Raw genomic sequence first — 25,712 nt, 5'->3', positions numbered from 1 at the left:
CAGTATTGTAATGACGTGCCGAGCCAATGACATCAACCCATATTATTACTTCTTACACCTGTTCCGTGAGTTACCGCAGAGGGCATCGGGCACTGATCTCACCAATTTACTGCCATGGAATGTTGAGTTAGGTGAGGCCGAATAAGGCCTCACTGCTTAACTGCGCGCTTACAAATAAACCGCTCAAATTGAAAAATCTGCCCCACAACGACACCAACTCCTCAGCAAAATGCTAAATTTCGCCATTATTGTTCAGCTAAATGCCGTTATTTCCCTAATTCTGTGAATTGCAGACACAACAAAACCTAGCCGATTGGCCAGTCAAAATAGCAAAGAATAATGAGCTTACTCAGGCAGCGTGTAACAGCCGCCGGCTAACACTGACGCCATGTGTGCGCTGCTGACCAATATGCTGATGGTACTCGCGTAGCAAATGCTCTTTACCAATCGCCCCGGAAAAGTTTCGCTCTAACTGACTCGTTAATTCCAGCCAGTTTTCTTCCGATAATCCCAGGCGGGCAACAATGTTTCGCGCATTGTCTGAGATGCGTCCCCACTTACCGTGACGCATTGCACGACCCGTTTCATCGACCAACAATAAATAGTCTGTAAACACAAAAGGTAAGCCCTTGGGCATATTCGCGCGCGGATTCCCGACAAATGGCAATAACGAGGTTGGCTGATAGCTGGACTTCGCGGCTTTTGCCCGCTTTTTGATACTGGTATAGGCCGAGGTTTCCGGCGTTGTCGCGATACCCGCCCGCACAGGATTGAGATCCACATACGCCATGCAAGCCGCTAATGCCGCTTCATCAAGTAAGGCTTGAGATTTAAATCGCCCTTCCCAAAAGCGACCAGTGCAACCGTCTTCCTCATTGGCCTTACGGGCAATCGGCTCATTGAGCAAACGCATGAACCAACTGATATCATGCAGCCTTTTTCGCCACTCTTCGGCAATACGCGCTACCGCCTTTAATTGTGCCTTATCCATATGACTGCGTTGGTTTTCATCAAGCCACGTGTTTGATAAATAATTGCCTTTGCACACCTGATGCCAGCGGGTGATCACCGCTTCCTGCGACCAACCTTTCGTTTTGTCTTCATCCACATGCAACACCACATGGGTGTGATTACTCATCACCGCATAGGCACAAACATCAATCGCAAACACCTTAGCAAGAAACAATAATCGGCGTTCAATCCAGCCTCGGCGGTGTTCATAACATTGCCCCGTAAGCGGATCTTTGCCGCACAGAAAGGTGCGTCTGACACATCGCGATACGCAGTGATAGTACGGCGTGTCAGTTAAGCTGACTTGTGTTTTCCTTGCCCTTGGCATGGCTGCCATCTCCCTGATTCATCCATGTAAAATGAAGCCTAGAACACAGGGCAAGAAAGTACAAAAGTGTGGGTGTCTTGATTATATTATGAAACTTTGAGTTAAGATCTTTCCTCTTCCACCCGTTAAGTTCCTTAATACAACATCAAAGTCGGATGCACCTGATGCTGAGATTTCAACAGTGATAGTTAGACCTTGTTTAGTACGATTTCTATCCTTTATAATCCCCCCTCTAGATTTTAATTCTTCAATTATATCTTGGTCTAAATGGAAGAATCCTTTTTCTTGGTCAGGCACTAGAACTACCATTCTTAAAATATCGCGTCCTTTAACTGTTCCTAATTTATCACCCTTCGTATCCATACCCACCATTGATAAACCATGATCATTTACCGTAGATTTATCTTTAATGACTTTATTGGAYTCATACATATATAAATCTTCAATAATATTCATCGTGACGTCAAAGACAGACATTTTTGCTTCTAGATTCCGCCCCGCATTTTGCTTAACATACTCGCAGGTTAAATCTAGCATTATCTCATTTCTTTTAGATTCCGATGAATATCTAACAATTGTTTCAACAATATATCTATCATCACCTTTTAGATTTTCAATCTTATTAAAAGCCATCAAGGTAGGCATCATGGGATTATTTTCAATCTCTGGTGCATCATCAATACCTTTAAAAAGCTGTGATATTAATTTATTCTCACTCAAACAATAACTATAAACTTCTTTAAGAGACATAGTTTCATCTGGGTTATGACCTATTGATTTTATAATCGATTTTAGAAAAGAGACATCCCGACTACTCCATCCTTGTTTTGAATGTCGATAGAATTCATTCGCCAGACAAATAACTTTTTCATGACGTTCTAATTGTTCGTAAGTTTTTCCTTTATATACTATTTCAAACTCTATTGTTTCTTTCCAAAACAACAAATTATCATTACGCTCAAAATTAGAAAACTTTTCTTCTAAAGAAAAACGTATCTTAGAAAAGAAATCGACCAAATTTCGATTCAACTCCGCTATTTCACGATGAACATTACCGACATCCTTCACAACTCGATTAACTTTATCTCCTAATGCCACAACCATCTGGTAAGTCATGAGATTGTTCTCAGATAATTTATTCAGCATTTGTTGCCCCAGATATTGACTTTGAGCCAAATCATGAGTGTTTCTAGCTGATATCTTTTGATTTTTTCCTGTTACACTGCCCCATAATCGCGATAATACACCTTGGTTCTCCAACTCTTTACTGCGAGATGATACTGAGGTAGCTAAAGAGGTTGCTTCCAATGCCATTAAGTTCATCATTTCAGCATTAGCGCTGTGTTTTGCAATCAAATCATCTATAAAGGTATCTATTTCTTGTTTCTCATTAACGACACCATGTTTTTTCGGTGCGATAACTGCGGGCATTACCATTTTGACATTTCCTTTAATAAATTATTCTTAGAATCTTGAAGTCTTTGTTTTTCAAATTCAATCTCACGAATTCTTGACTCAAAATCTATATGCTGTTGTTTATATTTTAATAATTCGACACTGTACTGATAATTGGTTTCAAGCAACTCAAATACTGGCGAAAGCACCGCCATAGCATCATCATAACCTCGTTGCATCTTTTCAGCGCTTTGAGTAAAACTTAGAGCTGCACCCGGATGATCCTGTGGATAAATAGGAATGATTTTACAATTCGGATATTTATCTATAGGCAGCAAGTCTGAGCGACTCAACATCACAGCTATTATGATGTTGCAGCCGTCATCAACTAAAGGTTTTATGGGCGTATTATCTCGAAGGAAACCATCCCAATAATGTTTGCCTTCGACAACTTGCTTAGGGAAAACAAAAGGAATTGCTGAGGATGCAAGTAGAATGTCTTCTATCGTTTTTTGAGTATGATCTTGAAGGGAAAAGTAGGTCGCTTTGAAAGTTGGAAGTTGTGTGGCACACACATAACAAGGCATACCACGTTGTTTAACCGTAGTTTCATCAAGATAATCTTGGATAATTCGCAATAAACCCTTTCGAGAGAAGAAACCATTCATAGCAAGCGACTTGATCACTGTCATAATGGTAGGTGATATTACAACGCCACCTTTAACTAACGCCGCTAATATATGCTTTAAGTCGATACTTAATACATCTGAAGAGCGCATGCTTAACCACGCTTCTTCGGCCTTAACCAAATCACCTTGCGCAAACAATGCTGCATTCAAGGCTCCAACTGATGTACCCGATACAGCCATTACATCTTTAGCTAATCCTAGTTGCTCCATAGCACGCCAAACACCAACTTCATAAGCGCCTTTGCCACCACCACCAGAAAGTACTAACCCTATTTTATGCATACTACCTCAAAATATAAAACCAATCACTAATATACTATGAGAATAATACTTACTAAGCAGTCGCAAAAAAAGAAAATAAACAAATTATTCCAAAGAAACCTGTAGCACGTAATTTATACCAAAACTTTATGATAGCAATATCAATAACAATAACCCATTAAGATCCATATTAGATGGCAATAAGATAATAGTCGCGCTTAAATACGAGCCGAATTTATATTGTATCTTTTGTGGTCAACCATTTCCGGACATGAAATTAGTCTATTTTTCATCTTTCGTTGGCGATAGCTCATTATTGTGACACTCATGAGTAACGCCGATGTAAAATGAAGCCTAGAACACAGGGCAAGAAAGTACAAAAGTGTGGGTGTCTTGATAAAAAGGAGGGCTAAAGAAACATGGGTGTCTCGATTAAGAATAAGAAAGACAACGCAGGGGCATGATGCCCCCACGGTTTGATTCAATGCCGGTTTTGGTGCTTGTTTTTTTGTGCTAAGTTTTGATGCTAGGTTTAGACGTTCGACTTACGTACTCGATTTAAGCACTCAATTTTGGCTTGGGTTTAAACAACGCCAGGAGCGGTATTAAACACAAATACGAGAAGAACAAGAAGCCGAAGGTATACACAAAGGCCGTCAAGGTCGATTGCTGATGCAGTAAGTTTTGGATCGGCGCTAAAAATGACGGATCCGTGATGTTTGTACCTTGAGCATGCGCCGCTTGCTGCAACACCGGATTGGTCGGTGAAATTGCCCCGCCCAGTTCATGCCACTCGCGTTGTTGCGTGCGAGAGAAGTAGGTATTCACAATCGAAATACCGAACGAGCCCCCAATGGTGCGGCACAAATTGAAGATCACCGCCCCGCCGATGGTATCTTTCGGCGCTAATGTGGCGTAAGCCAACTGGCTTAACGGTGCAAACACCAACCCCATCCCCGCCCCTTGAATGATACTTGGCATCAACACCCAATAGGTATTGATGTCGAGCGAGTATTGCATCATCAAATAGGTGCCGATGGCGTTCAACGACAAACCAATCACGATCAACAAACGTGCATCGATTCGGTCCATGTAACGGGCTAACGCGAGTAGCACAATGGCCGAGGTAAACCCGCGCGGTGCCATCATGAACCCCGTAAGTTCAACCGGATAATTGAGCAACTGTTCCAGCATCATGGGTTGTAGCTGAGTGATGCCAAACATCCCCATCGAGAACCCCGCCATCACGATACTCGACATCGCTAAGTTGCGATCGCGCAGCAGCCAGACCGGCGCGATATCGCCTTTGGTTTTGATCGACCGCCCCACAAAGAACAGGATCGCAATGCCACTGATGATGGCCGCTAACAAGATCTCATTGGATTGAAACCACGATTCCTCGTTACCCCTGTCCAGCACCATTTGCAGCAAGCCAATCCCGATACTCATGGCGATCACCAACGGCCAATCGAGCTTGCTCTTTCCGCGTCCATCCAATTTGACGAAGTAATACAGCAGCGCCAGACAGATCGCACCTATTGGCATATTGACGTAGAAGATCCAACGCCAATCCATATTTTCCGTGATGATACCACCGAGCGTTGGCCCCAAGATCGGGCCCAGCAACACGCCGACACTAAACAGTGCCATCGCCTTACCGCGCTGACTGGCCGGATAGATCTGCACCATGATCGACTGCGACAGCGGGATCACCGACGCACCAAACGCCCCTTGCATGATCCGAAACGTCACCATTTCCGCAATGCCATCGGCTTGGCCACACAACGCAGACGTAATGACAAAGCCGCTAACAGAGATCAACAACAGGCGACGAATGCCAAATTTCAGCGCCAAAAAACTCGCCAGCGGAATGCATATCGCCTCGGCCATGGAATACGACGTTAACACCCACGTGACTTGATCTGACGTCACCCCGAGCGCCCCCATCATGTGCGGTAGCGCAACGTTGGCGATGGTCATATCGAGCAGTACCATGATGGCAGACAGCATCACCGCAAGCGTGATTAACTTGCGCGCGCCCTCACTCAATACGTTGGCGTCATCCTCGTCGGACGCGTCCACTTTCGCTAACTCCGCCATATTACAGCTCTTGTTGGCTAGATTGTGGACTTTGGCTCGTTACCGTACCTGCCTCACTCTCGGTGTCGATGGTCACCGTCGCACTCGCGCCAACACGCAGAGGAAAATCAGGATGCGCCGTTTCATCGGTCAGTTGAATCAATAGCGGGAAACGTTGTGGCACTTTCACCCAGTTACCCGTCGCGTTCTCAGGTGGCAAGAGTGAGAAAGACGACCCACTCGCCGGTGATATAGATTTCACCATGCCGTGGTATTGCACATCAGGATACAGATCCAACGCAATGGTCGCAGGCATGCCTGTGGTAATGCGTTCAAGTTGGGTTTCTTTGTAGTTCGCTTGCACCCAGAAGGTATGGTCTGCAATGAGCGGAACCAAGGCTTGGCCAGGGGAAACGATGCTGCCGGCATGCGCACTCAGGCGACCTAAGTGACCACTCACTGGCGCAAAGATGTTGGTATAAGACAGCGATAAGGTCGCTTGACTTAACGCAGCCGCAGCTTTTTTCACTTCCGGTGCCGCGGTGCCTTGTGCGCCCTGCGCTTTGATCAGCTGTGACATATTGGCACGCGCGGCGATGACATTTTCTTCCGCGCTCGACAATTTGGCTTTGGCATCATCGCGTTGCTGGGCAGGCAATAACTGCTTATTCACCAGCGCATTAATGCGGTGATAGGTCGATTGCGCATCCGCCAGTAAGGCAACGGCGCTGTTCACATTCGCACTGGCCGCAAGAATCGCATCATCGCTGGCGGCATTACTTTGAATCGCCATTTCGTACGCGGCACGCGCTTCATCTAACTGTGCCTGAAAAGGCGCGGGATCGATTTGGTACAGCAAGTCCCCTTGGTTCACGTCCTGATAATTGGACACATTCACACTGAGCACTTTGCCGCTGACTTGGGGCGCAATGTAGATGATGTTCGCGTGGACATACGCATCATCGGTGCTTGGGTAGTTTTTTTGATGCTCAACATAGACGTAGCCCGCAGTGGCAAGAACCGCGGCGGCAATGACAGTCATGAAAAGATTACGAACAAAATGGGACGGTGCGGCTTTTTCACTCATTATAGAAAACCAACTTGATGAATCGCCTCTATCGCGGGCGTTTGAGATTGACGCAGAAACATATCGTTACAATTTATCGGACAAATAGTAGATCTAGCTCACACTACGAACAACGACTTAGCGTAAATGCCCAACGGCGCAACTGGTGCGTTTACTTTACACCTGTAATGTAAAAAGCATGTCTTGCCGAAAAACAGCGGTCAGCGGGAGGGAGGTAAGAGTGATCTCAAGGAGAGATTGCGCATGATTTTACAGATAGCGGTGGCACAGAAGGCTTCCTGATACAGGACTGTAAAAGGAAGCCTCAGCACTGGCGCCATGTACGGGGATCTTAGTTGTAGAGGCCTTGGTTATATGGCAGCCTTGATGATTCAGTGCCGATCAATACGCTTTCCAGATAGACACATCAAGAAATTCGGCCAAACGCAGGGCTGAAAATTCAAACGTACTTTGGTTGCCGTGATCCATGACATGAATACGCTCGCCATTTTCAAAGACCAGGTTAAGCTCATAACGGGTAACCGATGAGGAATCCCCTTCGCTCTGAACCCGCTTGCTGATGGTCTGTAATGCATAAATATCCGCCAATGGCCCTTGTTTTTGCCGATCTCCGGATGCCCCTCCGTGCTCTTGCAGTCCACGAAAGTACACGCCTTGCGTCTTGTCAAACGTCAGCGTTCTAGAAAAGAAATAGGCGCCCCCTAAGCCCATCGCACTAAAGCAAGTCCCCATGAAAAAAAGTGGGCCACTTATCTCATCAACCTGAGTACCGCCATAAAGGAGCATAAAACCCGTGATCCAGAAAACTGCAAAGAAAAACTTCACACGCAGACTTCCTTTAAGGCTTATCTTATCCCCCGATACGGTCATATTTTGAGTGTCGCCATTACCCCCACCTTTTTTCACCGGATTCCAGCTAATGCTATTGGCGACGGGATCATCCGTATCTGCGAGCTTGAGTTTAAAGTGATTAATCGTAATGTGCTGCGTACTACTCATCTCTAACATCCCTTTTATTTGATGTGCTAACCCTGAACCAACGTGTCTATAACGTGTTTGATAATCAATATGTGCCTTATCTTCGCGTATCGAATGTCGATCAATACGCTTTCCAGATAGGGACATGGGTAAGTTCGGCTAAACGCATGGCTGAATCTTCCAACGCACTTAAGTCGCCGTGATCCATCACATTAACGCGTTCGCCATTTTCAAAAACCAGATTAAGCTCATAACTAATAAAAGGTGAGATACCAGAATGAAGATGCTCGCTAAGGATCTGTAACGAATAAATATCCGCTAATTGCCCTTGTTTTTGCCGGTTCACGGATGTCATTCCCGGCTCGTACTGCCCTCGAAAATACACGCCTTGTGCTTTGTCAAACGTCAGCGTTTCAAAAAATAAAAATGTTGCTGCTAAGCCCACGACAGTAAAGACAACACCGATAAACATCGTTATCCACCATCCCTCAGAATCGGTCTGACTCGCAACGTAACAAAGCACCAAACCCGTGATCCAAAAAAACGATAACATTAACTTTGAGGACGCACTTTCTTTAATTTCTATTGTATCGCCCAACACGGTCATCGTTTGCGACTTAAAGCTACTTCCGCCTGGCGCCAATGGATTCCAGCTAATGCGTTTTGAGACGGGATCATCCGTATCGGCTGACTTGAGTTCAAACCGATTAATATTAATGTGCTGCACCCTGTTCACACTGCTCATACCTAACATCCCTTTTATTTGATTTCCCTACCCGCTCAGCCAACGCGCATACACGTGGTTGGCGCTCAATATATTACTGAAAACCAAGCCTCAACGAAGAAGTAACACTGCGAGACAGTTAACGAGATGCAACGATAATTTACGCAATCACCCGATTAGCCGCTTAATCGTTTCGCGCCTAATCATGCCCCCATGATTAACACTTCATGGCATTATCGGTGGTTTAGTCGTGGCTCAAGGCGCGGGATTTTACAGTAAAGAGTTTGGTGACAATCCAGGCAGCATGGCGCTGCTTTGGGTGAACATGGGGAATGGGCAGTGTAACTGGGACAGTGACATTGTGACCCACGAGGCTGCGCATGCGATGGGCATGTTTAATCACCTCGACGGTTACTTTGGGTCATGGAGTACAACAGCGATGGATGTGCTTGCCACGCTATACGGCAACCCAGCCGGTACCCCTTATTCATCGTTAGTGCCTCAACGATAATGACATCGCCTCTCAACCGCGAAGCGTGACCTATCAGTGCATGATGATCTAATCATGCACTTTTTCAACAACCACAAACCGCCCAGCCTTGTTGCCCGAAGTACAGGTAAGAAAGCACTAAATCATGGGTGTCTTGGTTGTGAGGCAAAAGCGTGTTTAGGTGAAATCAGGCCTAAGATAAGGGGTAGTAAAGGCGGAATATGAAGTATAGAGAACAAGGGGATAAAAAAGTGGGGGCAGAATAGATTACCACATTAAAAACAAAACATTTAAATAACATCTCCGTCACTGGCATTTGCAAAGATCACATATATTTTAGTGAATTAGCTTCCAATCATTCTTAGATCCTATGGGAAACGTCCCTATATGATCTTAAATTGAATCAACTTTTTTATCTAGGACACATACTGTGAGTAATGTAAAAATCGTCAAATCAGTGGGCATTGGTGGTGTCAACAATTATAACGACATAAAAACAATTCAAATTAACCTAAATAAAGTCCTCAATCTAATCCCCCCAACAAAGCGATTAGATGAAGACGGTAAACTTGGCCGTTTTCCGGAAAAATCAAAAACCGTTGCTGCAATAAAAACCTTTCAAAAGAAAGTGCTCAACATGGTCCGCCCTGATGGGCGTATTGATCCTAATGGAAAGACAATCAGAAAATTAACTGATTGCATTTTAAATAAGAAATCTAAATCAGCAGCTCAACCAACAACAATCAATCCCGTTAAAGTGGAAAAAACATCAGCGCTAACATGGGATGTCCATACGAATAGACGTATTTTAACTTTGCATCCCTATGTTAAAGCACCAGCAGCAGCATTTATTAATTCAGTTGAAGATGAACTTGGTATTACATTACGAGTAACGCAAGCACGAAGAACTATAGAAGAGCAAAATGCGCTATATGCAAAAGGACGAACAACTGAAGGTCGTATAGTTACAAAAGTCAAGGGTGGATATAGCTACCATAATTATGGCTTAGCCATAGATGTCGTTGAAATAAAAAATAAAGATGTAAACTGGAATCCAGATTGGAATGCTATTGCTAAAATAGGTATTCGCCATGGCTTTGAGTGGGGTGGTAGTTGGAAAACTTTTATTGACAAACCTCACTTTCAAATAACATTTGGTTTATCAATCCAAGAGCTACTCAACGGGGAGAGACCATAATGAGCTACTTTAACAAAATGACTTTTATAATCCTATTTGCAATAATTCCTATAAACCAAGCTATCGCTTTAGATTCATCCACATGTAATTACAAAACCTTGAGTAAATTAGCTAATATTGACATAAAAAAATTAACTTCAATAGAAAAACCCACCTTAGAAGAGTCGACTGAAGGTGGTCAAATCACTGAGTATTGGGGAAATGAAAAATTAAAGAAAATTAAAGTCAATTACTTTGGAGAAACTGGTGAATCAGAAATATCTTATTACCCAAAAGATGGTAATTATTTTGTTAAATTAAAAGAAATATATTATACTTTACCAATTTATGACAACTCATCTGACATCGCTTCAATGAGTGAATTCAATTTCATAATTTGCGATGGAAAAACACCAAATTACCCAAATAGTTCAGAAATAGAGACTAAATATAATCAAGCAACACACACGATAAAATCAATAAAATAACCTTCCCCCCTCATATTATAGGGGGGAGAAATCATCTCAGCTTAATTTCTCGAGTAAACATCTATAGATGCTATTTCCCATATCGAAGATGACCCGATAAATATTCTTGGCTTTGTACTGACTCCGTAAATATCCTGCTGACCAATATGATAGTGTGACTCAAGTAACACGTATTCCTGACCAATAAGCTTGAAAGTTCCGCTCTCACTGACTGGTTCAGTCCAACCATTAATCATCCGTAAGTCCAAAACATACGCCAATATTCTTCGCTATTGCAGATATATGCTCTTTATTACCCTCACAAATGGCACATTGACACGAGGATGCCCAGCAAAGGATAAAAACAGCCATACAAAACGATGTGAAAATAGAGGAATGGGTATATTTGAATTAAAATGACAATGAAGAAGGTGATTGGGGTAAAGCTAGTGCGATCTATAATGTGTATGGAGATATTTTCTTGGAAGATAAGTTATTGAAAAATAACTTTATTTCAGATGGGTGGAAGCCCCCACCAGCCACATCCCGGCACACACGTCACCTGCTGCGGTTGCTCCCTTCCGGGCCTGGCCGAGTTCACAGGTTAGTGTTGCGGGAGGACCAATGGGGGCCTCCATAGATTCTTTGTGTCTCTTGCGAGAACGGGGAGGATTATCTGCTATACCTGCGATGATTGCAAGGGCTGTAATGCCTTGTTGCAATCAAGTGCTGATTTATTGTGCACTCTGCCCTGCCGCACCGCGAAATGCGCCACTTTCACTGTCAATTCAACGCACTATTTGTCATCTCTCGTGCATTAACCAGCCCAGCGGTTAGACTTCTTCTTCCTGATCTTCAAGCAGGTATTCCCCCAGCAAAGCGCCGCCTAACACCAGCAGCCACGCCACCAGCACAGGGTTCGGTACCTCAAACCACGGGATCAACACAATGGTGGCAAAGCCGATGGCCGGTAAAATCCAGCCCATGCGTGGCACCCACTCTTTCAGTTGGGTATTGCGCATTTCTTGCAGCGTGGCCAATAAACCGGTGATACACAAGGCGACCAACGCGGCGTGTTCCATGCCGCCGACCCACAGCGGCACGACCAATCCCACCGGCCACCACGTATTGCCATCCACCTTGCGCCAGCTGCGCAGCGCCACCCATATCACCCCCACCGCAATAATCTGTACAATGGTGGCGGTTGGGGTACCGGCGAGCTTGCCTTCGCTTTGCAGCGCCATGAGGCCGACATCCATCGCCAACACCACAGACAGCAACAACGCCCCCAGTTGCCACGGGCTTTTGGGGCCAAAGCTGACAGAGAAGATGGGGATCATCATAAACAGGCTAATAGACAGGGCCAGCGACTGCTCCGGCAACACGATGCCGAACGCGCCTAAGCCGATCAGCAACAACCAAGCGGACACCCCACCCTGCGGCAGCAGCCATAATGCAGGGATCGCCAGCGCCAGCGCCGGCAGATTACCCTGGCTTTGTCCGAGCGCACTGATCCCAACAATGGTCAACCCAATACTGGCCATAAAAAGTAACGCGGCATACATCATAGCTGCACCTCCTTGCGTTATCTGATAGCGCAATAAAATCAAGGCATTATTATGCAGCTATCTTATTATGCAACTATCGCTCTATTTTTGTTCAGGTTATAAATATGGATGATTTCGCGAGTCAAATCTACACCCAAGTTCACCAAATTCCATTTGGTCAGGTGTCAACGTATGGGGATATTGCAAGGTTTGCAGGGTTTCCGGGCTATGCGCGCCAAGTGGGCCGCTTAATGGCGACGTTGCCGGAAGGCTCAACATTGCCGTGGCATCGGGTGATCAATGCCAAAGGGGAGATTTCCATGCAGGGAAAGGACTTACAACGCCAACGGCAGCAACTGCTGGCCGAAGGCGTTGTGGTGAGCGAGGCCGGAAAAATTCGGCTCGCTCAGTATCGCTGGAACGGCTTATAGCCGAATACAACAGGGCTTATCGCCTTATTGTACTTTCACCAAACGCAGATCTTTTTTCAGCGTTTTCGCTTCGTCGGTGATCACGCGGTTCGCGGTGTCGGTGGTGAAAATCAGTTTGCCGTCCACTTCAATGCGTGCGCTCACGGCATAGGTGTGGTTCGGTTTGATTTCATCACGCATGAACGGCAACTGGTAGTCAAACGGTACTTGCTTGCCTTCGGTCAGGAACGCATGGCTGCTGATCACTTCGGCGGCGACATCCATCTTCGACACATCGGCCAATGTTACGGTCACACGGGCATTATCTGGCAAGGCGATGCGCTCACGGTAGCTCACGGTGCCTGTAACGTGCTCTGCACCCGCGTCTTGCGGGGTGAGGTTTGTACACGCCGAGATCGCCAATGCCGCGGCCAATGCCGAAATCAAAGTGAAAAGCTTCTTCATGATGTCTCCTGTTGGGGCCTACGCTGCGTGATAAGCATGAATGGTAAGCACTTGAACTAAAAATAAAACTGGATAATGATACGGCGATTGCCTTCTGAGGTATTGATGGCCAATGGCTGGGTGCCTGCCACTTGACCGAAAACGGTGCTTGCGCGACAGAAGCATCAGCGATACCTTCCTTGGCGCAATGATAACATTAATTATGGAGTCCCGATGAGCAAAGAACTGAATGAACTTCTCACTCTGCTACATCTTGAACAGCTTGAACAAGGATTGTTCCGCGGCCAAAGTGAGCATTTAGGCCTGCCACAAGTCTATGGGGGCCAGGTATTGGGCCAGTCGTTATCGGCGGCAAAAGAAACCGTTGACGCTGAACGCCAACTCCATTCTTTCCACAGTTATTTTCTCCGCGGTGGCGATCCGCTTAAACCGATTATCTATGATGTGGAAAACCTGCGTGATGGCGTGAGTTTCAGTACCCGTCGGGTGAAAGCGATTCAGTTTGGCCGTCCGATCTTCTACCTCACGGCGTCTTACCAAGTGGCGGAAGAAGGCTTCAATCACCAATCAACCATGCCACAGGTGCCGTCGTTCGAGCATCTGCCCTCTGAGCAGGATCTGGTCAAAAAAATTGCCCATTACCTGCCAAAAGTGGTGGCGGACACGTTCAGCCGCGATCGTCCGTTTGAAGTGCGTCCGGTGAATCCGATCAACCCGCTTGCACCACAACCGATGGAAGCCAAGCAGTATTTGTGGATCAAAGCCAATGGTGCGATGCCCGATGATCCGCGTATTCACCAATACCTGTTGGCGTATGCCTCTGACTGGGGCTTTTTGACCACCGCGATGCAGCCGCATGGCGTGAGTTTGCTGACACCAAAAATGAAAGTGGCGACCATTGACCACGCCATGTGGTATCACCGTCCGTTCCGCATGGATGAGTGGTTGTTGTATGCGATTGATAGCCCGTCAGCCAGTGGCGCACGCGGCTTTGTCCGTGGTGAGATCTATAACCAGAACGGTGAGTTGGTCGCGTCCAGCACACAGGAAGGCCTGATCCGTAACACGGCAGTGCAGAGCGAGCCGAAAGCCGACTAACCCACTTTCTGATCCGCAATCAAACAAACGGCGCAAAAGCCTGAAGCTTTTGCGCCGTTTTTTATGGTGAAAGGTAAGTGTATCCAAGCGCGATAACGCTGTTTACTCGACGTAATAACGCTCTATTCCGAAACGTGCATTTTCGATACGTGCATTGTCGATACAGACGCTTCCGACACCGTTTCTGTCAGCCCTTCGGCTTCAAGCTGCTGTAAATGCTCGCCGGCTTGTTGTAACTGGTACATCTGCCAGTAATGCCCTTGCTGCGCCAACAACGCACGATGGGCACCACGCTCTAACACTTCCCCGTGACTCAGCACCAAAATCTCATCGGCATCGGTAATGGTCGATAAGCGGTGGGCAATCACCACAATGCTCATGTCTTCACGCAACGCATGCAACGCGCGCTGAATGTGCTGTTCGGTACCGGAATCAATGTTGGCGGTGGCTTCATCCAAAATCAGCATTTTCGGTTTACACACCAGTACCCGCGCCAAGGCTAACAACTGTTTCTGTCCGGCCGACAGGTTTGCCCCGCCGCTGCCGAGCAAGGTGTCGAGCCCTTGCGTGTACGCCCGTATCTGCGAGGCCAGCCCGACTTTTTCCAAGGCTTCCCAAATCAGCGCATCCGCTTGTTCGGCTTCTGCTTGCTCGATACGGGCATCGTGGATTAACGCCCGACCCAACGTGATGTTATCGCGCACGGATGCACTGAGTATGTGCGGATCTTGCTGCACCATGGCGATGCCTTCCCGCAACACATCATGCGACAAGCTGGAGAGCGGCCGTTGATCCACGGTGATCTGCCCATCACTCGGCGGATAAAAGCCCATCATCAATGACGCTAAGGTACTTTTGCCGCTGCCAGTATGGCCGACCAAGGCCAAAAAGCCCCGGTGTGGCACGGTCACGCTAATATCACGCAACACCGCTTGCTTGCCATCGTAGCTAAAATTGAGCTGCTCGCACGCCAACTGCCCAGACGCCAACGGCTGTGTGTCGTCGCCATAGGTTTGCTGACGGGCATCAATGAAGCCGAAAATGCGCTCACTGGCGACCAAGGCTTGTTGCAACAGCGACAACTGCTGAGTCAGTTCAATCAACGGCTCGGTCACGCGACCCAAATAGCTGATGAAGGCATACAGCACCCCGACCCCGATCAACTCGGTGCCACTGACACCAAACAAGGCCACCAGCGACAGCAAGGCCACGCCCGACAATAAATCAATCAGGGGACGCAGCAAAAACCCGTTAAGCGTGACCATGCTGCGCTGCGCCTGAAGGTGTTCGTTATTCAGCGCGGAGAATTGCTGATAGAACGCCTTTTCCTGCCGCATTAGCTGCACCAAGCTCATGCCCTGAATCGACTCACTCATCGAGGCATTAATGTCGGCTAATAAATCGCGCATTTTGCGGTACGCGGGGGCACTCTTGCGCTGATACAGCACCATCACCCCCAGCACCACTGGCAGTAAGCACAACACCACCAGCGTGAGTCGCCAGCTCAACAAGCTCATGACCACCAGCATCACCACAATCAGGGTGACATTTTTCAGCACGGTGCCAATCACCTGCACATAGAAATCTTTCAGCGATTCAGTGTCGTTGGTGATGCGGGAAATGAGTTGCCCCGAGGGCACGTAGTCAAAGGCCGATAACGGCTGATTGATCACTTTACCAAACAGCTGTTTACGCACGGTTTGCACCACGCCAATGGCCAAGTCATAAAACCGCAAGGCTTGCAGGTAACGCAACCACGCCGCGAGGATCATCAGGGTGACATACGCTGCGGCTAACACCCCCACCGCGTACATCGGGTAATGATCAGTCGCGATATGGTGATCAATGAAATGTTGGATCAACCACGGCCCCGACACATCCGCCAGAGAAGCCAGTAACAGGAGGCCCACCGCAATGGCCAACTGGCGCTTATCGGCCAAGGCATAACGCAACAGGCGTTTCAGTACGGCGGTGTTCACACGTTCTTGTTTCACAGCCATTATGCCCCCTCAATCGCTTGTTCAAGTTTCTGATAACGGTACATTTCGGCATACCATCTGTCGTGTTGCAGCATCTGCACGTGCGTGCCTTGCTCACTGATCTGCCCTTGGTGCAAGACCAGAATGTTATCGGCCGCTTCCAGTGCCGTCAGGCGGTGGGCGATCACGATCACGGTGCGCCCGGCTTGCGACCGTAAGTTCTGCAAAATCAGGTGTTCCGTTTTGCCGTCTACCGCTGACAGGGCATCATCCAACACCAGAATTTCCGCCTCTAATAACAAGGCGCGCGCAATGGCGATCCGTTGTTTCTGCCCGCCAGAAAGGGTGATCCCTTTCTCGCCGACCAAGGTGGCGTAACCGTCCGGAAATTGCATAATATCGCTATCGATACATGCTGCTTTGGCCGCTTCGCGGATCGCTGCCAAGCTCGCAGAAGGACGGCCAAGGGCGATGTTGTCGGCAATAGTGCGAGAGAACAGAAACGGGGTTTGGCTGACCACGGCAAAACGGCTACGCCAGTGATCCAAATTGGCTTCTCGTAAAGGCACCTCCCCGTAGCGGATCTGCCCTTCCAACAGTTCTTGCTGACGCAGTAGTAGCGCTAACAAGGTTGATTTGCCGCTGCCGATCGGGCCGGCAATACCCAGCATTTGGCCGCTGGCCAAGGTAAAGTGCAGATGGCTTAACGCGGGCTGTGACTGGCTTGGCCAGCAGAATTGATCAATATCGACCTGCAGCGGTTGCTGATGCAACGAAAGGGGCTGTGCACCGCTGACGATATCCGGCTGTTGATCGAAGATGTGTTGCAGACGATTCCACGCCGCTGAGCCGCGTTCCAAAATATTGAACAGCCACGCCAACGCCAGCATCGGCCAAATCATCAAGCCTTGATAGAGGGTAAACGCAGTCAGATCGCCCAAGGTCAATCGCCCTTCCGACACCATGTAACCGCCACCGGCAATACTGAGGAAAAAGGACATCCCAATCGCGATTTGGATCACCGGATCAAACTTGGCATCCACCTGCGCCACGGCCATGTTTTTCTCACCGACCTGATCCACCACGTCAGAAAAAGCCTGCTGCTGGCGCTGCTCAAGGCCAAAGGCGCGGATCATCCGTACCCCGTTCAAACTCTCTTGTGCACTGTCGGTTAAATCGGAAAACGCAGCTTGCGAGGCGGAAAAACGGCCATGTAATTGTCGGCCTAAGAAGAACACCACAACCGCCATGATCGGCATGGGCAGTAACGCCAATAATGTGAGTTCCCAGCTGATCGTACTGGTCATAATGAACAGCACCGCGAGGCCGGTGATCAGGGAATCGGCGGCGGTTAATACGCCTTCTCCGGCGGTCATGACCACGGCGTTCACATCATTGGTGGATCGCGCCATCAAATCGCCGGTTTTATAGCGTTCAAAGAAAACAGGGGGCTGTGAGGAAAAGTGTTTATACAGGCGGTTACGCAGCACGGTGCCCAGCTCAAAGGCTGCGCCGAACAGCCAGCAACGCCAGACAATACGAAGAAAATAAATAGCCAGCCACAACACGGCCAAGCCACCGAGCCAACCCAGCAATTCAGAGGTCGCCATCTCGCCACTGACCACCCCATCGACAATCCAACCGATCGCACGCGGAGGCAGCAACTCAAACAAGGCCACAATAATAAGAATACCAATCGCCCCGCCGTAGCGACGCCATTGCTGGCGGAAATACCACCGAAGTTGCCAAAAAACCTGCATATGCTTCCTCCCTGCGTTTATCACTGATCTTGTATCGATCGTGCATCAATCGACATTCAGCCCATCAGCATTATGCGGACAGGGTTGGATACAAATCAATCAGTTAAATGCAGAAAAGCATATTCAGAGGATACTGCTAATTTTTACGGGCAAGCGTATTACCGCCTGCCCATTTCACGCGCTTAACGAGCCATTAGCTACCGAAAAAACCGATGGCGGCACCGATAGCAGCGGCTTTCGCGGCAAAGTTGGTGTGACGGGATTTATACTGCTCAATCGCGTCTTTTTTATCTTTCGCTTCAATCTCCTCGGCCAGTTCCCAGCCCTGCGCTTGCAGCTGGGCTTTTTCTTCTTCAAACGAATCAGCGTGCATATCGAGGTAGGTGTAGGCCTTGTCTTTTCGCAAAAACTGGAATTCCATGATCTTCTCCCGTTTGGTCTACGTGCGTTGAGGTTTGCTCAAGGTCCGCAAACCTTCACAAATTCTGCCTGCGTTGTAATGCGGCAGCCCTTTTTTTCGGGAAAAGCTCGCCATTTCCATTGAGAAAAACGTCAGCACTGGTCAAAAAGCACTCAAATACCTATCACGTCGACTACACCGGCAAGGCGGTGGTGTATTTCAGCGGTTCCATCGCGAAGGTCGAGGTCACGTTAGTCAGTCCTTCAATGCTGTTAACCAGCTTCTTATAGAACAGATCAAACGCTGACATATCCGCCACCTGTACCTTCATCATGTAGTCGTATTCCCCCGCCATGCGGTAGAACTCCATCACTTCCGGAAACTCGGCAACGGTTTCAACAAAGGCGTGATACCACTCTTTAGAATGGTTACTGGTTTTGATCTGCACAAACGCCGTGAACGATAGCCCCAACTTAACCGGATCCAGCAAGGCTACGCGCTGGCGCAAAATGCCGTTTTCTTCCAAACGCTTAAGGCGCTTCCAGCACGGTGTGGTGGTCAAGTTGACGGCATCAGCCAATTCTGCCAGCGCCAAAGTGCCATCTTGCTGCAGCATCCGTAATAATGTTCTGTCGGTTTTATCTAAATCGGCCATTGCGTTGCTCTTAAGGTATATTTGGTAGAAATATTTTCTCCATTTTACGCTAATGACAGGAATGAAGATAAAGTTTTTTTACGCGTTCACACTTACAGTAACCCGTAACAGATGAGAACGGTGACGTGCATCACGCACGCTGCCCTCAACGTCGCCATCAACACGGCGGTATACGCCGCGCCCCCAAGGAGGCCCTATGCGCCACAACGCTGACTGGATCCATGCCGCCATCCGCAAAATTGATGCGGATTACCAACGCTCTGCCGATACGCACCTGATCAAACTGGATCTGCCTGCGTTAGCCGGTGTCGACATCTACCTCAAAGATGAAAGCACCCACCCAACCGGCAGCCTGAAACACCGCTTGGCACGTTCACTGTTTTTATATGCCCTGTGTAACGGCTGGATTGGGGAAAGCACCCCCATTATTGAATCGTCATCCGGCAGCACGGCGGTGTCTGAAGCGTATTTTGCCCGCTTACTCGGCTTGCCGTTTATTGCCGTTATGCCGCGTAAAACCGCCCGCAAGAAACTGGAGCAAATCGCTTTTTACGGTGGCCAAGCCCACTTCGTCGATAGCCCCAGCGAGATCTATGCGGAATCTCGCCGCTTAGCCCGTGAACTGAACGGCCATTACATGGATCAGTTCACCTATGCCGAACGTGCGACCGACTGGCGCGGCAACAACAATATCGCCAACAGCATTTTTGAGCAGATGAAAATGGAGCCGCATCCCATTCCCCGCTGGATTGTGATGAGTCCGGGCACAGGCGGCACCTCGGCCACGATCGGGCGCTACCTGCGCTATCAAATGCACCCAACACAACTGTGTGTGGTTGACCCCGAACACTCAGTGTTCCATGACTATTTCAATACCGGCGACGCTACCTTGACCCGCCATGTCGGCAGCCGCATTGAAGGTATTGGCCGCCCACGTGTCGAGCCGAGCTTTATTCCGGGCGTGGTCGATGCCATGCGCACCATTCCGGATGCAGCCAGCGTGGCGACCGTGCACTGGCTAGAAACCGTATTAGGCCGTAAAGCGGGCGCGTCCACGGGCACCAACTTATATGGCGCACTGCAACTGGCGTGTGAAATGAAAGCCCGCGGTGAAACCGGTTCGATTGTCACGCTGCTGTGCGACAGCGGTGAACGCTACCTTGATACCTATTTTGACGCGCAATGGGTGGCTGAGCACATCGGCGATATCAGCGGCTACCTCACCCAATTACAGCAGGTTGAGCAAACCGGACAGTGGCCAGCCTAAAACCCGTACACCGTTGTGGTAAAAAGAAAAGAGGTCACCGCGTTTTGTGTGAGTAAGGCCAACAGGGCTTTTCTCTTCTCGGGAGCTGCGGTAGCATGGCGGCGCCAATAGAGAACCTGCTGTTGGTCTATCTTGAACATGAGTACCAACCTCAACATCAAGATATCCCCTACCGACTGTTTTTCGGTACGATAACTCTCAAGGAATACTATCCATGCGCAAAGCTGTTGTTGTTTTTAGTGGCGGCCAAGACTCCACCACCTGTTTAATTCAAGCCCTTGCTCAGTATGATGAAGTGCACTGCATAACCTTCGATTACGGCCAGCGCCATAAGCTGGAAATTGAAGTGGCAGAAGCACTGTGCAAACAATTGGGCGTCACGGCCCATAAAGTGATGGATGTCGGCCTGCTTAATGAATTGGCGATCAGTTCGCTGACCCGCGACAACATTCCTGTCTCTCACGAATTACAAGAAAATGGCCTGCCAAACTCGTTCGTGCCGGGCCGTAACATTCTGTTCCTGACGCTTGCCGGTATTTACGCGTACCAAATTGGGGCGGAATCGGTGATCACGGGCGTGTGTGAAACTGACTTCTCGGGTTACCCGGATTGCCGCGATGCCTTCGTGAAGTCGCTGAATGAATCACTGGTATTAGGCATGGATCGCGAGATGCGCATTGATACACCACTGATGTGGCTGAACAAAGCCGAAACATGGGCCTTGGCGGATCAGTGCGGCAAGTTAGATGTGGTGCGCGAGCAAACCCTGACCTGCTACAACGGTGTGATTGGCGATGGCTGTGGCGATTGCCCATCGTGTGATTTGCGCAAAGCCGGCTTGGATGAATACCTCGCCAACCGCGATGTGATCATGGCGGAGTTGGTACGCAAGCAGCACGCGGGTCAAGCGTAACCGCGAGCACTCTCGCTTCTGTCGCGACCTGTCTCACCATCTATTTTGCCAATATGAACGCGTCTTGTACTCCGAGTACAGGGCGCTTTTCTCTTATTTCACTTTTCCTTTCTCTTATTGGGTTTTTATATCACCGAAAGATATAATTCGTGCCAAATCCGCCCATCTATTGATAATATTGTTTAAATAACCCACTCAAATCACACATTATTTCAGCGCTTCCCCCTATACTCGCGGCAATTTTTTCTATGGTCGCAGTTATATGGATATCATTGAGCGCTTTATACGTTATACCCAAATCAATACTACCGCGGATCGCAAACAGGCCGCCGCCGGTCAGGTACCGTCGTCACAAGGACAATGGACCCTCGCGCGTTTCCTTGAGCAAGAGCTGATCGCCCTCGGACTCTGTGAGGTGACGGTGAATGAACACGCGATTGTCACCGCGACCCTGCCAAGCAATACCGACGTACCGCTGCCAACGGTAGCGTTCTTTGGCCATTTGGATACCAGCCCAGAACGCGACACCGATACGCACGCACAAATCCTGCCGTACCACGGGGGCGATCTGTGTCTGAACGCAGAACACGCCATTTTCTTGCGCGAGTCGGAGTTTCCGGAATTAGCCCACTATATCGGTGACGATCTGATCGTAACGGATGGCACCAGTTTACTTGGCGCGGATGATAAGGCGGCTATCGCCGCCATTATGCACGCGCTGGCGCACCTGCAAGCCCATCCAGAGATCCCGCACGGTACGATCAAAGTCGGCTTCCTGCCGGATGAAGAAGTCGGACTGGTCGGCGCCGGACTGCTGGATGTCGCCAGCTTTGGCGCCGATTTTGGCTATACCCTTGACTGCTGTGCCATCGGGGACATGGTGTGTGAAAACTGGAATGCCGGTGATGCCGTCATTACCTTCCATGGCCAATCGGCTCACCCGATGTCAGCCAAAGGGAAATTGAAAAATTCACTCTTAATGGCGCACAAATTCATTGCCATGTTGCCAGCGGGTGAAGCCCCGGAATACACCGAAAACCGCGAAGGGTATTACTGGGTCAAACAATTGCAGGGAAACAGTGCCCAAACGGTACTGAATATGGATATCCGCGACTTTACCCAGTCAGGCTATGCACACCGCAAGCAGTTCCTGCAAACACTCAGCGATCACTGCGATGTGCTGTGGGGTGCGGGCAGTGTGTCTATCACCCTGACCGATAGCTACGCCAACGTCGAAAACAGCCTGTTGGGTGACGCCCGTTTCCCGGTAGAGATTGCGATCAATGCGTATCGTCAATGTGGGATTGAACCCCATATCCTGCCGATGCGTGGGGGCTATGACGGTGCCGTATTGTCACAAAACGGCCTGCCTTGTCCGAACCTGTTTACCGGCGCGCATAACTTCCACTCTATCTATGAATACCTGCCGGTGAAATCCCTGCAAGCCGCCAGCGATGTGGTGCTGGCTGTGATTGAACAAACACGTACCCAGTTTATGCCGGAGAACAACGCATGATCCCTATTTTACTGTCATTACTGGTTATCATCATGGTGGCCAGACTGATCCTGAAAGGCTACCGTGCCGAGTTAGTGTTATTGGTGGCCGGTTTTGTGCTGATGGCCGCCACGCAACTGATGGGCGGCAGCATTCTGCCGAAGAACCTGTCAGGCACAGGCATTGCGGCGCTCGACAGCTTCGAGGTGATGCGTGATTTGCTCAGCAGCCGTGCGGCAAGCCTGGGGTTGATGATCATGGCGCTGATGGGCTTTGCGCAATACATGGATCACATTGGCGCGAGCGGTGCCGTGGTGCAGGTAGTGACAAAACCTCTGCGCCGCTTACGTTCACCCTACATACTGCTGTTTTTCTCTTATTTGCTCGCCAGCGCCATTCAGCTCGCCATCCCATCGGCCACGGGCTTGGCCGTCTTATTGATGGGCACCATGTTCCCTATCATGCTGGGTCTGGGACTGTCGGCGGCGTCGGCGGCGGGTGTGATTGCCACCTCGCTCGGGGTGGCCTATACCCCGACCGCGATTGATGCCATTCGTGGCTCACAAGCGGTGAATATGGATGTGGTCGAATACGTGCTGTATTACCAAGGCCCAGCCGCGATTGCCACGGTGATTGTGATCGGCTTTGCCCATATCATTTGGCAGCGCCATTGTGACAAGCAAGACGGCACCTTACCGACGGCAAACACGATGACGCAAGAAAAGAATGGCACCGCTGTTCCAGCATACTATGCACTGCTACCCATGCTGCCAATTATCTTGGCGGTAGCCAGCTCGAACCTGTTTGTCTCTGGCGTTAAACTGAACATCGTGACCATTGTGCTGTTCAGTATCGCACTGTGTTTGATCGTGGAGTTCATGCGTAAAAAAGACTTCAAACAGGTCTGTGAAGGCTTTAACCATTTCTTACAAGGGATGGGTGTCGCCTTTACCACGGTCGTCGGTCTGTTGGTAGCGGCGGGCGTGTTTGCCCACGGCATCAAAACCATTGGGGCCATTGATCAGTTGATCATGTTTGCTGAACATGTGGGTTTACCGCCGTTTGCCATGGCGGTTGTGTTTGCCATTGTCACGTTGGCCGCCGCGATCATTATGGGCTCCGGTAACGCGCCGTTCTTGGCCTTCGTGGAACTGATCCCGCAAATCGCGGCCAGCATGGGGGCCAATGCCACAGCGATGATCTTGCCAATGCAGCAAGCTTCTCACATGGGTCGTGCCATGTCGCCGGTCTCTGGGGTGGTCATTGCCGTATCCAGTGGGGCCAAACTGTCGCCGTTTGCGGTGGTGAAACGCACCGCCGTACCGCTATTGGTGGGCTTTGTGTTCCACACCATCGTGATAGGCATCTTCCTGTAAGGCCTGAATCACTATCAACAAGCATAAAAAAACCGAAGCCTAGGCTTCGGTTTTTATTCACTCTCTTTCCGTCATCGCGCCGTGATTACGGTATCGCGCGGGCGAAAAGGAACGGCGTCGACTTAATCGCGGAATGCCGCGAATTCGTCTTGGCACTCAACCAGTTGCTCACGCGTCATCATGAACACACCGTGGCCACCGTTTTCAAACTCAATCCACGTGAATGGAATGTGCGGGTACTGATCTTCCATGTGGATCATCGAGTTACCCACTTCACAGATCAACACACCGTCTTCTTTCAAGTAGTCCGGTGCGTTCGCCAAAATACGGCGTACCAAGTCCAGGCCATCAAAGCCTGCAGCAAGGCCCAGCTCTGGCTCGTGACGGAATTCGTCAGGCAGGCTGTCCATGTCTTCTTGGTCAACGTACGGTGGGTTTGTCACGATCAGGTCGTATTTGTCTTTTGGTACATCACGTAGCAAATCAGAACGCAGTGGGATCACTTGCTGCTCAAGACCGTGATCTTGAATGTTCTGCTCGGCAACAGCCAATGCATCAACAGAAATATCAACCAGATCCACTTCCGCTTCTGGGAACGCGTGCGCACAGGCAATACCGATACAGCCAGAACCGGTACACAGATCCATAATACGCGTTGGACGCTCTTTCAGGAACGGTTCAAAGTCGTTATCAATCAATTCGCCGATCGGTGAACGTGGTACAAGTACACGCTCATCCACGAAGAATTCCATACCGCAGAACCACGCTTTGTTGGTCAGGTAAGCCACTGGCGTGCGTTCATTGATACGACGGATCACGCGCTCAACAATGCGCAGACGCTCGCTGCTTGTCAGGCGAGAGCCACGTACATCAGACGGGACATCTAACGGAAGATAAAGGGTTGGCAATACCAATTGCACCGCTTCGTCCCATGCATTATCCGTGCCGTGACCGTAAAATAGACCTGCAGCATTGAAACGGCTAACCGTCCAACGTAGCATGTCCTGCAATGTATGAAGTTCGTTGACAGCTTCGTCGACAAAAATCTTATCCAAAATAGCCTCCGGATGGCGCTACAATACCGCTATAAAGTTGTTGGAATTTTTCACTATGAGCAAAAAAGATTTTACCCTGGATGACGAATGGTCAATGTTCCAGGACGCGGTTAAGGGCGTAAAAAAGATCTCGCATGATACCATAATCACGCCTCGCCGACAGGGGCCAAAGCAGGATAAGGCGAAACTCTCGGCAAAAGTAGCCGATAATCATGAGTTTTACTTCTCGGATGAGTTTGAGCCACACCTGAACGAAAACGGCCCGACACAATACGCGCGTACGGGTGTGTCGAAATACGAGGTGAAAAAGCTGCGCCGTGGGGTGTATGTGCCTGACATGTATTTGGACATGCACGGCATGACACAACAAGAAGCCAAGCGTGAACTGGCGGCGATGATCGCGGCGTGCATCAAGGAAAGTGTGGCCTGTTGCTGTGTGATGCACGGCATTGGTAAGCACATTCTGAAACAGAAAGCGCCATTGTGGCTGGCCCAGCACCCGGATGTGATGGCCTTTCACCAAGCCCCGCTCGAATTTGGCGGCGCCGGTGCGTTGCTGGTACTGATCGAGATCCCAGAGCGATAATGGTCCTATGGTCCTATGGT

General features: G+C 49.1%; 25 protein-coding genes and 1 other RNA gene. 11 read left to right on the top strand and 15 right to left on the bottom strand.

Going from position 1 to position 25,712, the window contains the following annotated elements; genetic code table 11:
* Positions 1 to 145 (top strand): transposase domain-containing protein (locus L4C36_RS17550; RefSeq protein ID WP_428479099.1); only part of this gene is annotated, 145 nt, incomplete at its 5' end.
* A 204-nt stretch (positions 146 to 349) separates the two neighbouring features.
* On the opposite strand, the gene L4C36_RS17545 is transcribed toward L4C36_RS17550, so the two are convergent.
* The 7 genes from L4C36_RS17545 to L4C36_RS17515 form a co-directional block, all read right to left on the bottom strand.
* Positions 350 to 1,339, bottom strand: coding sequence for an alpha-amylase family glycosyl hydrolase (locus L4C36_RS17545; RefSeq protein ID WP_428479097.1), 990 nt, complete (start codon positions 1,337 to 1,339; stop codon positions 350 to 352).
* Positions 1,340 to 1,420: 81 nt separating this feature from the next.
* Complete coding sequence (locus tag L4C36_RS17540; RefSeq protein WP_428479096.1) at positions 1,421 to 2,776, bottom strand: hypothetical protein; 1,356 nt, start codon at positions 2,774 to 2,776, stop codon at positions 1,421 to 1,423.
* Complete coding sequence (locus L4C36_RS17535; RefSeq protein WP_428479095.1) at positions 2,770 to 3,705, bottom strand: patatin-like phospholipase family protein; 936 nt, start codon at positions 3,703 to 3,705, stop codon at positions 2,770 to 2,772. Before L4C36_RS17535 ends, L4C36_RS17540 begins: the two co-directional genes overlap by 7 nt.
* Positions 3,706 to 4,242: 537 nt before the next feature.
* Positions 4,243 to 5,784 carry a DHA2 family efflux MFS transporter permease subunit gene (locus L4C36_RS17530; RefSeq protein WP_428479094.1) on the bottom strand — a complete coding sequence of 514 codons (1,542 nt, stop codon included), beginning with the start codon at positions 5,782 to 5,784 and terminating at the stop codon, positions 4,243 to 4,245.
* Position 5,785: 1 nt separating this feature from the next.
* Positions 5,786 to 6,850: an HlyD family secretion protein gene (locus L4C36_RS17525; protein WP_428479093.1), complete on the bottom strand. Its 1,065-nt coding sequence runs from the start codon at positions 6,848 to 6,850 to the stop codon at positions 5,786 to 5,788.
* A 381-nt stretch (positions 6,851 to 7,231) separates the two neighbouring features.
* On the bottom strand, positions 7,232 to 7,975 hold the full coding sequence (locus L4C36_RS17520) for a hypothetical protein (protein ID WP_428479092.1): 744 nt from the start codon (positions 7,973 to 7,975) through the stop codon (positions 7,232 to 7,234).
* On the bottom strand, positions 7,950 to 8,573 hold the full coding sequence (locus L4C36_RS17515; RefSeq protein WP_428479091.1) for a hypothetical protein: 624 nt from the start codon (positions 8,571 to 8,573) through the stop codon (positions 7,950 to 7,952). Before L4C36_RS17515 ends, L4C36_RS17520 begins: the two co-directional genes overlap by 26 nt.
* A 229-nt stretch (positions 8,574 to 8,802) precedes the next feature.
* Between L4C36_RS17515 and L4C36_RS17510 the strand changes: the two genes are divergently transcribed.
* The 3 genes from L4C36_RS17510 to L4C36_RS17500 all read left to right on the top strand — a co-directional run bounded on the left by L4C36_RS17510 (position 8,803) and on the right by L4C36_RS17500 (position 10,707).
* The gene (locus tag L4C36_RS17510) at positions 8,803 to 9,063 is read left to right on the top strand and encodes a hypothetical protein (protein ID WP_428479090.1); all 261 of its coding nucleotides are present in this window, start codon (positions 8,803 to 8,805) and stop codon (positions 9,061 to 9,063) included.
* 409 nt (positions 9,064 to 9,472) lie between these two features.
* Positions 9,473 to 10,240 carry a M15 family metallopeptidase gene (locus L4C36_RS17505; RefSeq protein ID WP_428479089.1) on the top strand — a complete coding sequence of 256 codons (768 nt, stop codon included), beginning with the start codon at positions 9,473 to 9,475 and terminating at the stop codon, positions 10,238 to 10,240.
* Complete coding sequence (locus tag L4C36_RS17500) at positions 10,240 to 10,707, top strand: hypothetical protein (RefSeq protein WP_428479088.1); 468 nt, start codon at positions 10,240 to 10,242, stop codon at positions 10,705 to 10,707. Before L4C36_RS17505 ends, L4C36_RS17500 begins: the two co-directional genes overlap by 1 nt.
* Before the next feature lie 509 nt (positions 10,708 to 11,216).
* Here the strand turns inward: L4C36_RS17500 and ffs are convergent.
* Together ffs and L4C36_RS17490 are read right to left on the bottom strand one after the other, a co-directional pair.
* An RNA gene (gene ffs, locus L4C36_RS17495) (signal recognition particle sRNA small type) lies at positions 11,217 to 11,313 on the bottom strand.
* 206 nt (positions 11,314 to 11,519) lie between these two features.
* Complete coding sequence (locus L4C36_RS17490) at positions 11,520 to 12,254, bottom strand: VP0952 family biofilm-associated protein (protein ID WP_428479087.1); 735 nt, start codon at positions 12,252 to 12,254, stop codon at positions 11,520 to 11,522.
* A 104-nt stretch (positions 12,255 to 12,358) separates the two neighbouring features.
* Between L4C36_RS17490 and L4C36_RS17485 the strand changes: the two genes are divergently transcribed.
* Positions 12,359 to 12,664: an MGMT family protein gene (locus L4C36_RS17485; RefSeq protein ID WP_428479086.1), complete on the top strand. Its 306-nt coding sequence runs from the start codon at positions 12,359 to 12,361 to the stop codon at positions 12,662 to 12,664.
* A gap of 24 nt (positions 12,665 to 12,688) precedes the next feature.
* On the opposite strand, the gene L4C36_RS17480 is transcribed toward L4C36_RS17485, so the two are convergent.
* Positions 12,689 to 13,108 carry a YbaY family lipoprotein gene (locus L4C36_RS17480; protein WP_428479085.1) on the bottom strand — a complete coding sequence of 140 codons (420 nt, stop codon included), beginning with the start codon at positions 13,106 to 13,108 and terminating at the stop codon, positions 12,689 to 12,691.
* Positions 13,109 to 13,321: 213 nt separating this feature from the next.
* Between L4C36_RS17480 and tesB the strand changes: the two genes are divergently transcribed.
* On the top strand, positions 13,322 to 14,206 hold the full coding sequence (tesB, locus tag L4C36_RS17475) for an acyl-CoA thioesterase II (protein WP_428479084.1): 885 nt from the start codon (positions 13,322 to 13,324) through the stop codon (positions 14,204 to 14,206).
* A gap of 122 nt (positions 14,207 to 14,328) precedes the next feature.
* On the opposite strand, the gene L4C36_RS17470 is transcribed toward tesB, so the two are convergent.
* From L4C36_RS17470 to L4C36_RS17455, 4 genes are all read right to left on the bottom strand, one after another.
* The gene (locus tag L4C36_RS17470) at positions 14,329 to 16,206 is read right to left on the bottom strand and encodes a SmdB family multidrug efflux ABC transporter permease/ATP-binding protein (RefSeq protein ID WP_428479083.1); all 1,878 of its coding nucleotides are present in this window, start codon (positions 16,204 to 16,206) and stop codon (positions 14,329 to 14,331) included.
* Positions 16,206 to 17,945 carry an ABC transporter transmembrane domain-containing protein gene (locus tag L4C36_RS17465; protein ID WP_428479082.1) on the bottom strand — a complete coding sequence of 580 codons (1,740 nt, stop codon included), beginning with the start codon at positions 17,943 to 17,945 and terminating at the stop codon, positions 16,206 to 16,208. The genes L4C36_RS17470 and L4C36_RS17465 overlap by 1 nt, the downstream gene beginning before the upstream one ends.
* Before the next feature lie 193 nt (positions 17,946 to 18,138).
* Positions 18,139 to 18,366, bottom strand: coding sequence for a hypothetical protein (locus L4C36_RS17460; protein ID WP_428479081.1), 228 nt, complete (start codon positions 18,364 to 18,366; stop codon positions 18,139 to 18,141).
* A gap of 172 nt (positions 18,367 to 18,538) precedes the next feature.
* Positions 18,539 to 19,000 (bottom strand): Lrp/AsnC family transcriptional regulator, encoded by a 462-nt coding sequence (locus L4C36_RS17455; protein WP_428479080.1) that lies wholly within the window; start codon positions 18,998 to 19,000, stop codon positions 18,539 to 18,541.
* A gap of 196 nt (positions 19,001 to 19,196) precedes the next feature.
* Between L4C36_RS17455 and L4C36_RS17450 the strand changes: the two genes are divergently transcribed.
* The 4 genes from L4C36_RS17450 (at position 19,197) to dcuC (ending at position 24,051) form a co-directional block, all read left to right on the top strand.
* Positions 19,197 to 20,267, top strand: coding sequence for a PLP-dependent cysteine synthase family protein (locus L4C36_RS17450; RefSeq protein WP_428479079.1), 1,071 nt, complete (start codon positions 19,197 to 19,199; stop codon positions 20,265 to 20,267).
* Between the two features lie 214 nt (positions 20,268 to 20,481).
* Positions 20,482 to 21,180, top strand: coding sequence for a 7-cyano-7-deazaguanine synthase QueC (gene queC, locus L4C36_RS17445; RefSeq protein ID WP_428479078.1), 699 nt, complete (start codon positions 20,482 to 20,484; stop codon positions 21,178 to 21,180).
* Between the two features lie 262 nt (positions 21,181 to 21,442).
* Positions 21,443 to 22,696 carry a peptidase T gene (pepT, locus tag L4C36_RS17440; RefSeq protein WP_428479077.1) on the top strand — a complete coding sequence of 418 codons (1,254 nt, stop codon included), beginning with the start codon at positions 21,443 to 21,445 and terminating at the stop codon, positions 22,694 to 22,696.
* Positions 22,693 to 24,051 carry a C4-dicarboxylate transporter DcuC gene (gene dcuC, locus L4C36_RS17435; protein ID WP_428479076.1) on the top strand — a complete coding sequence of 453 codons (1,359 nt, stop codon included), beginning with the start codon at positions 22,693 to 22,695 and terminating at the stop codon, positions 24,049 to 24,051. The genes pepT and dcuC overlap by 4 nt, the downstream gene beginning before the upstream one ends.
* A 122-nt stretch (positions 24,052 to 24,173) precedes the next feature.
* Here dcuC and prmB read toward each other — a convergent pair whose 3' ends face one another.
* Positions 24,174 to 25,106, bottom strand: coding sequence for a 50S ribosomal protein L3 N(5)-glutamine methyltransferase (prmB, locus tag L4C36_RS17430; RefSeq protein ID WP_428479075.1), 933 nt, complete (start codon positions 25,104 to 25,106; stop codon positions 24,174 to 24,176).
* A gap of 55 nt (positions 25,107 to 25,161) precedes the next feature.
* Between prmB and smrB the strand changes: the two genes are divergently transcribed.
* Positions 25,162 to 25,692 (top strand): endonuclease SmrB, encoded by a 531-nt coding sequence (gene smrB, locus L4C36_RS17425; protein ID WP_428479074.1) that lies wholly within the window; start codon positions 25,162 to 25,164, stop codon positions 25,690 to 25,692.
* Positions 25,693 to 25,712 lie beyond the last annotated feature (20 nt).

It is taken from the genome of Photobacterium japonica (assembly GCF_050337005.1).
In the GTDB taxonomy this organism is placed as follows: domain Bacteria; phylum Pseudomonadota; class Gammaproteobacteria; order Enterobacterales; family Vibrionaceae; genus Photobacterium; species Photobacterium japonica.
The sequence above is the reverse complement of the archived record's forward strand: the minus strand, read 5'-3'. Positions and strand labels throughout refer to the sequence as shown.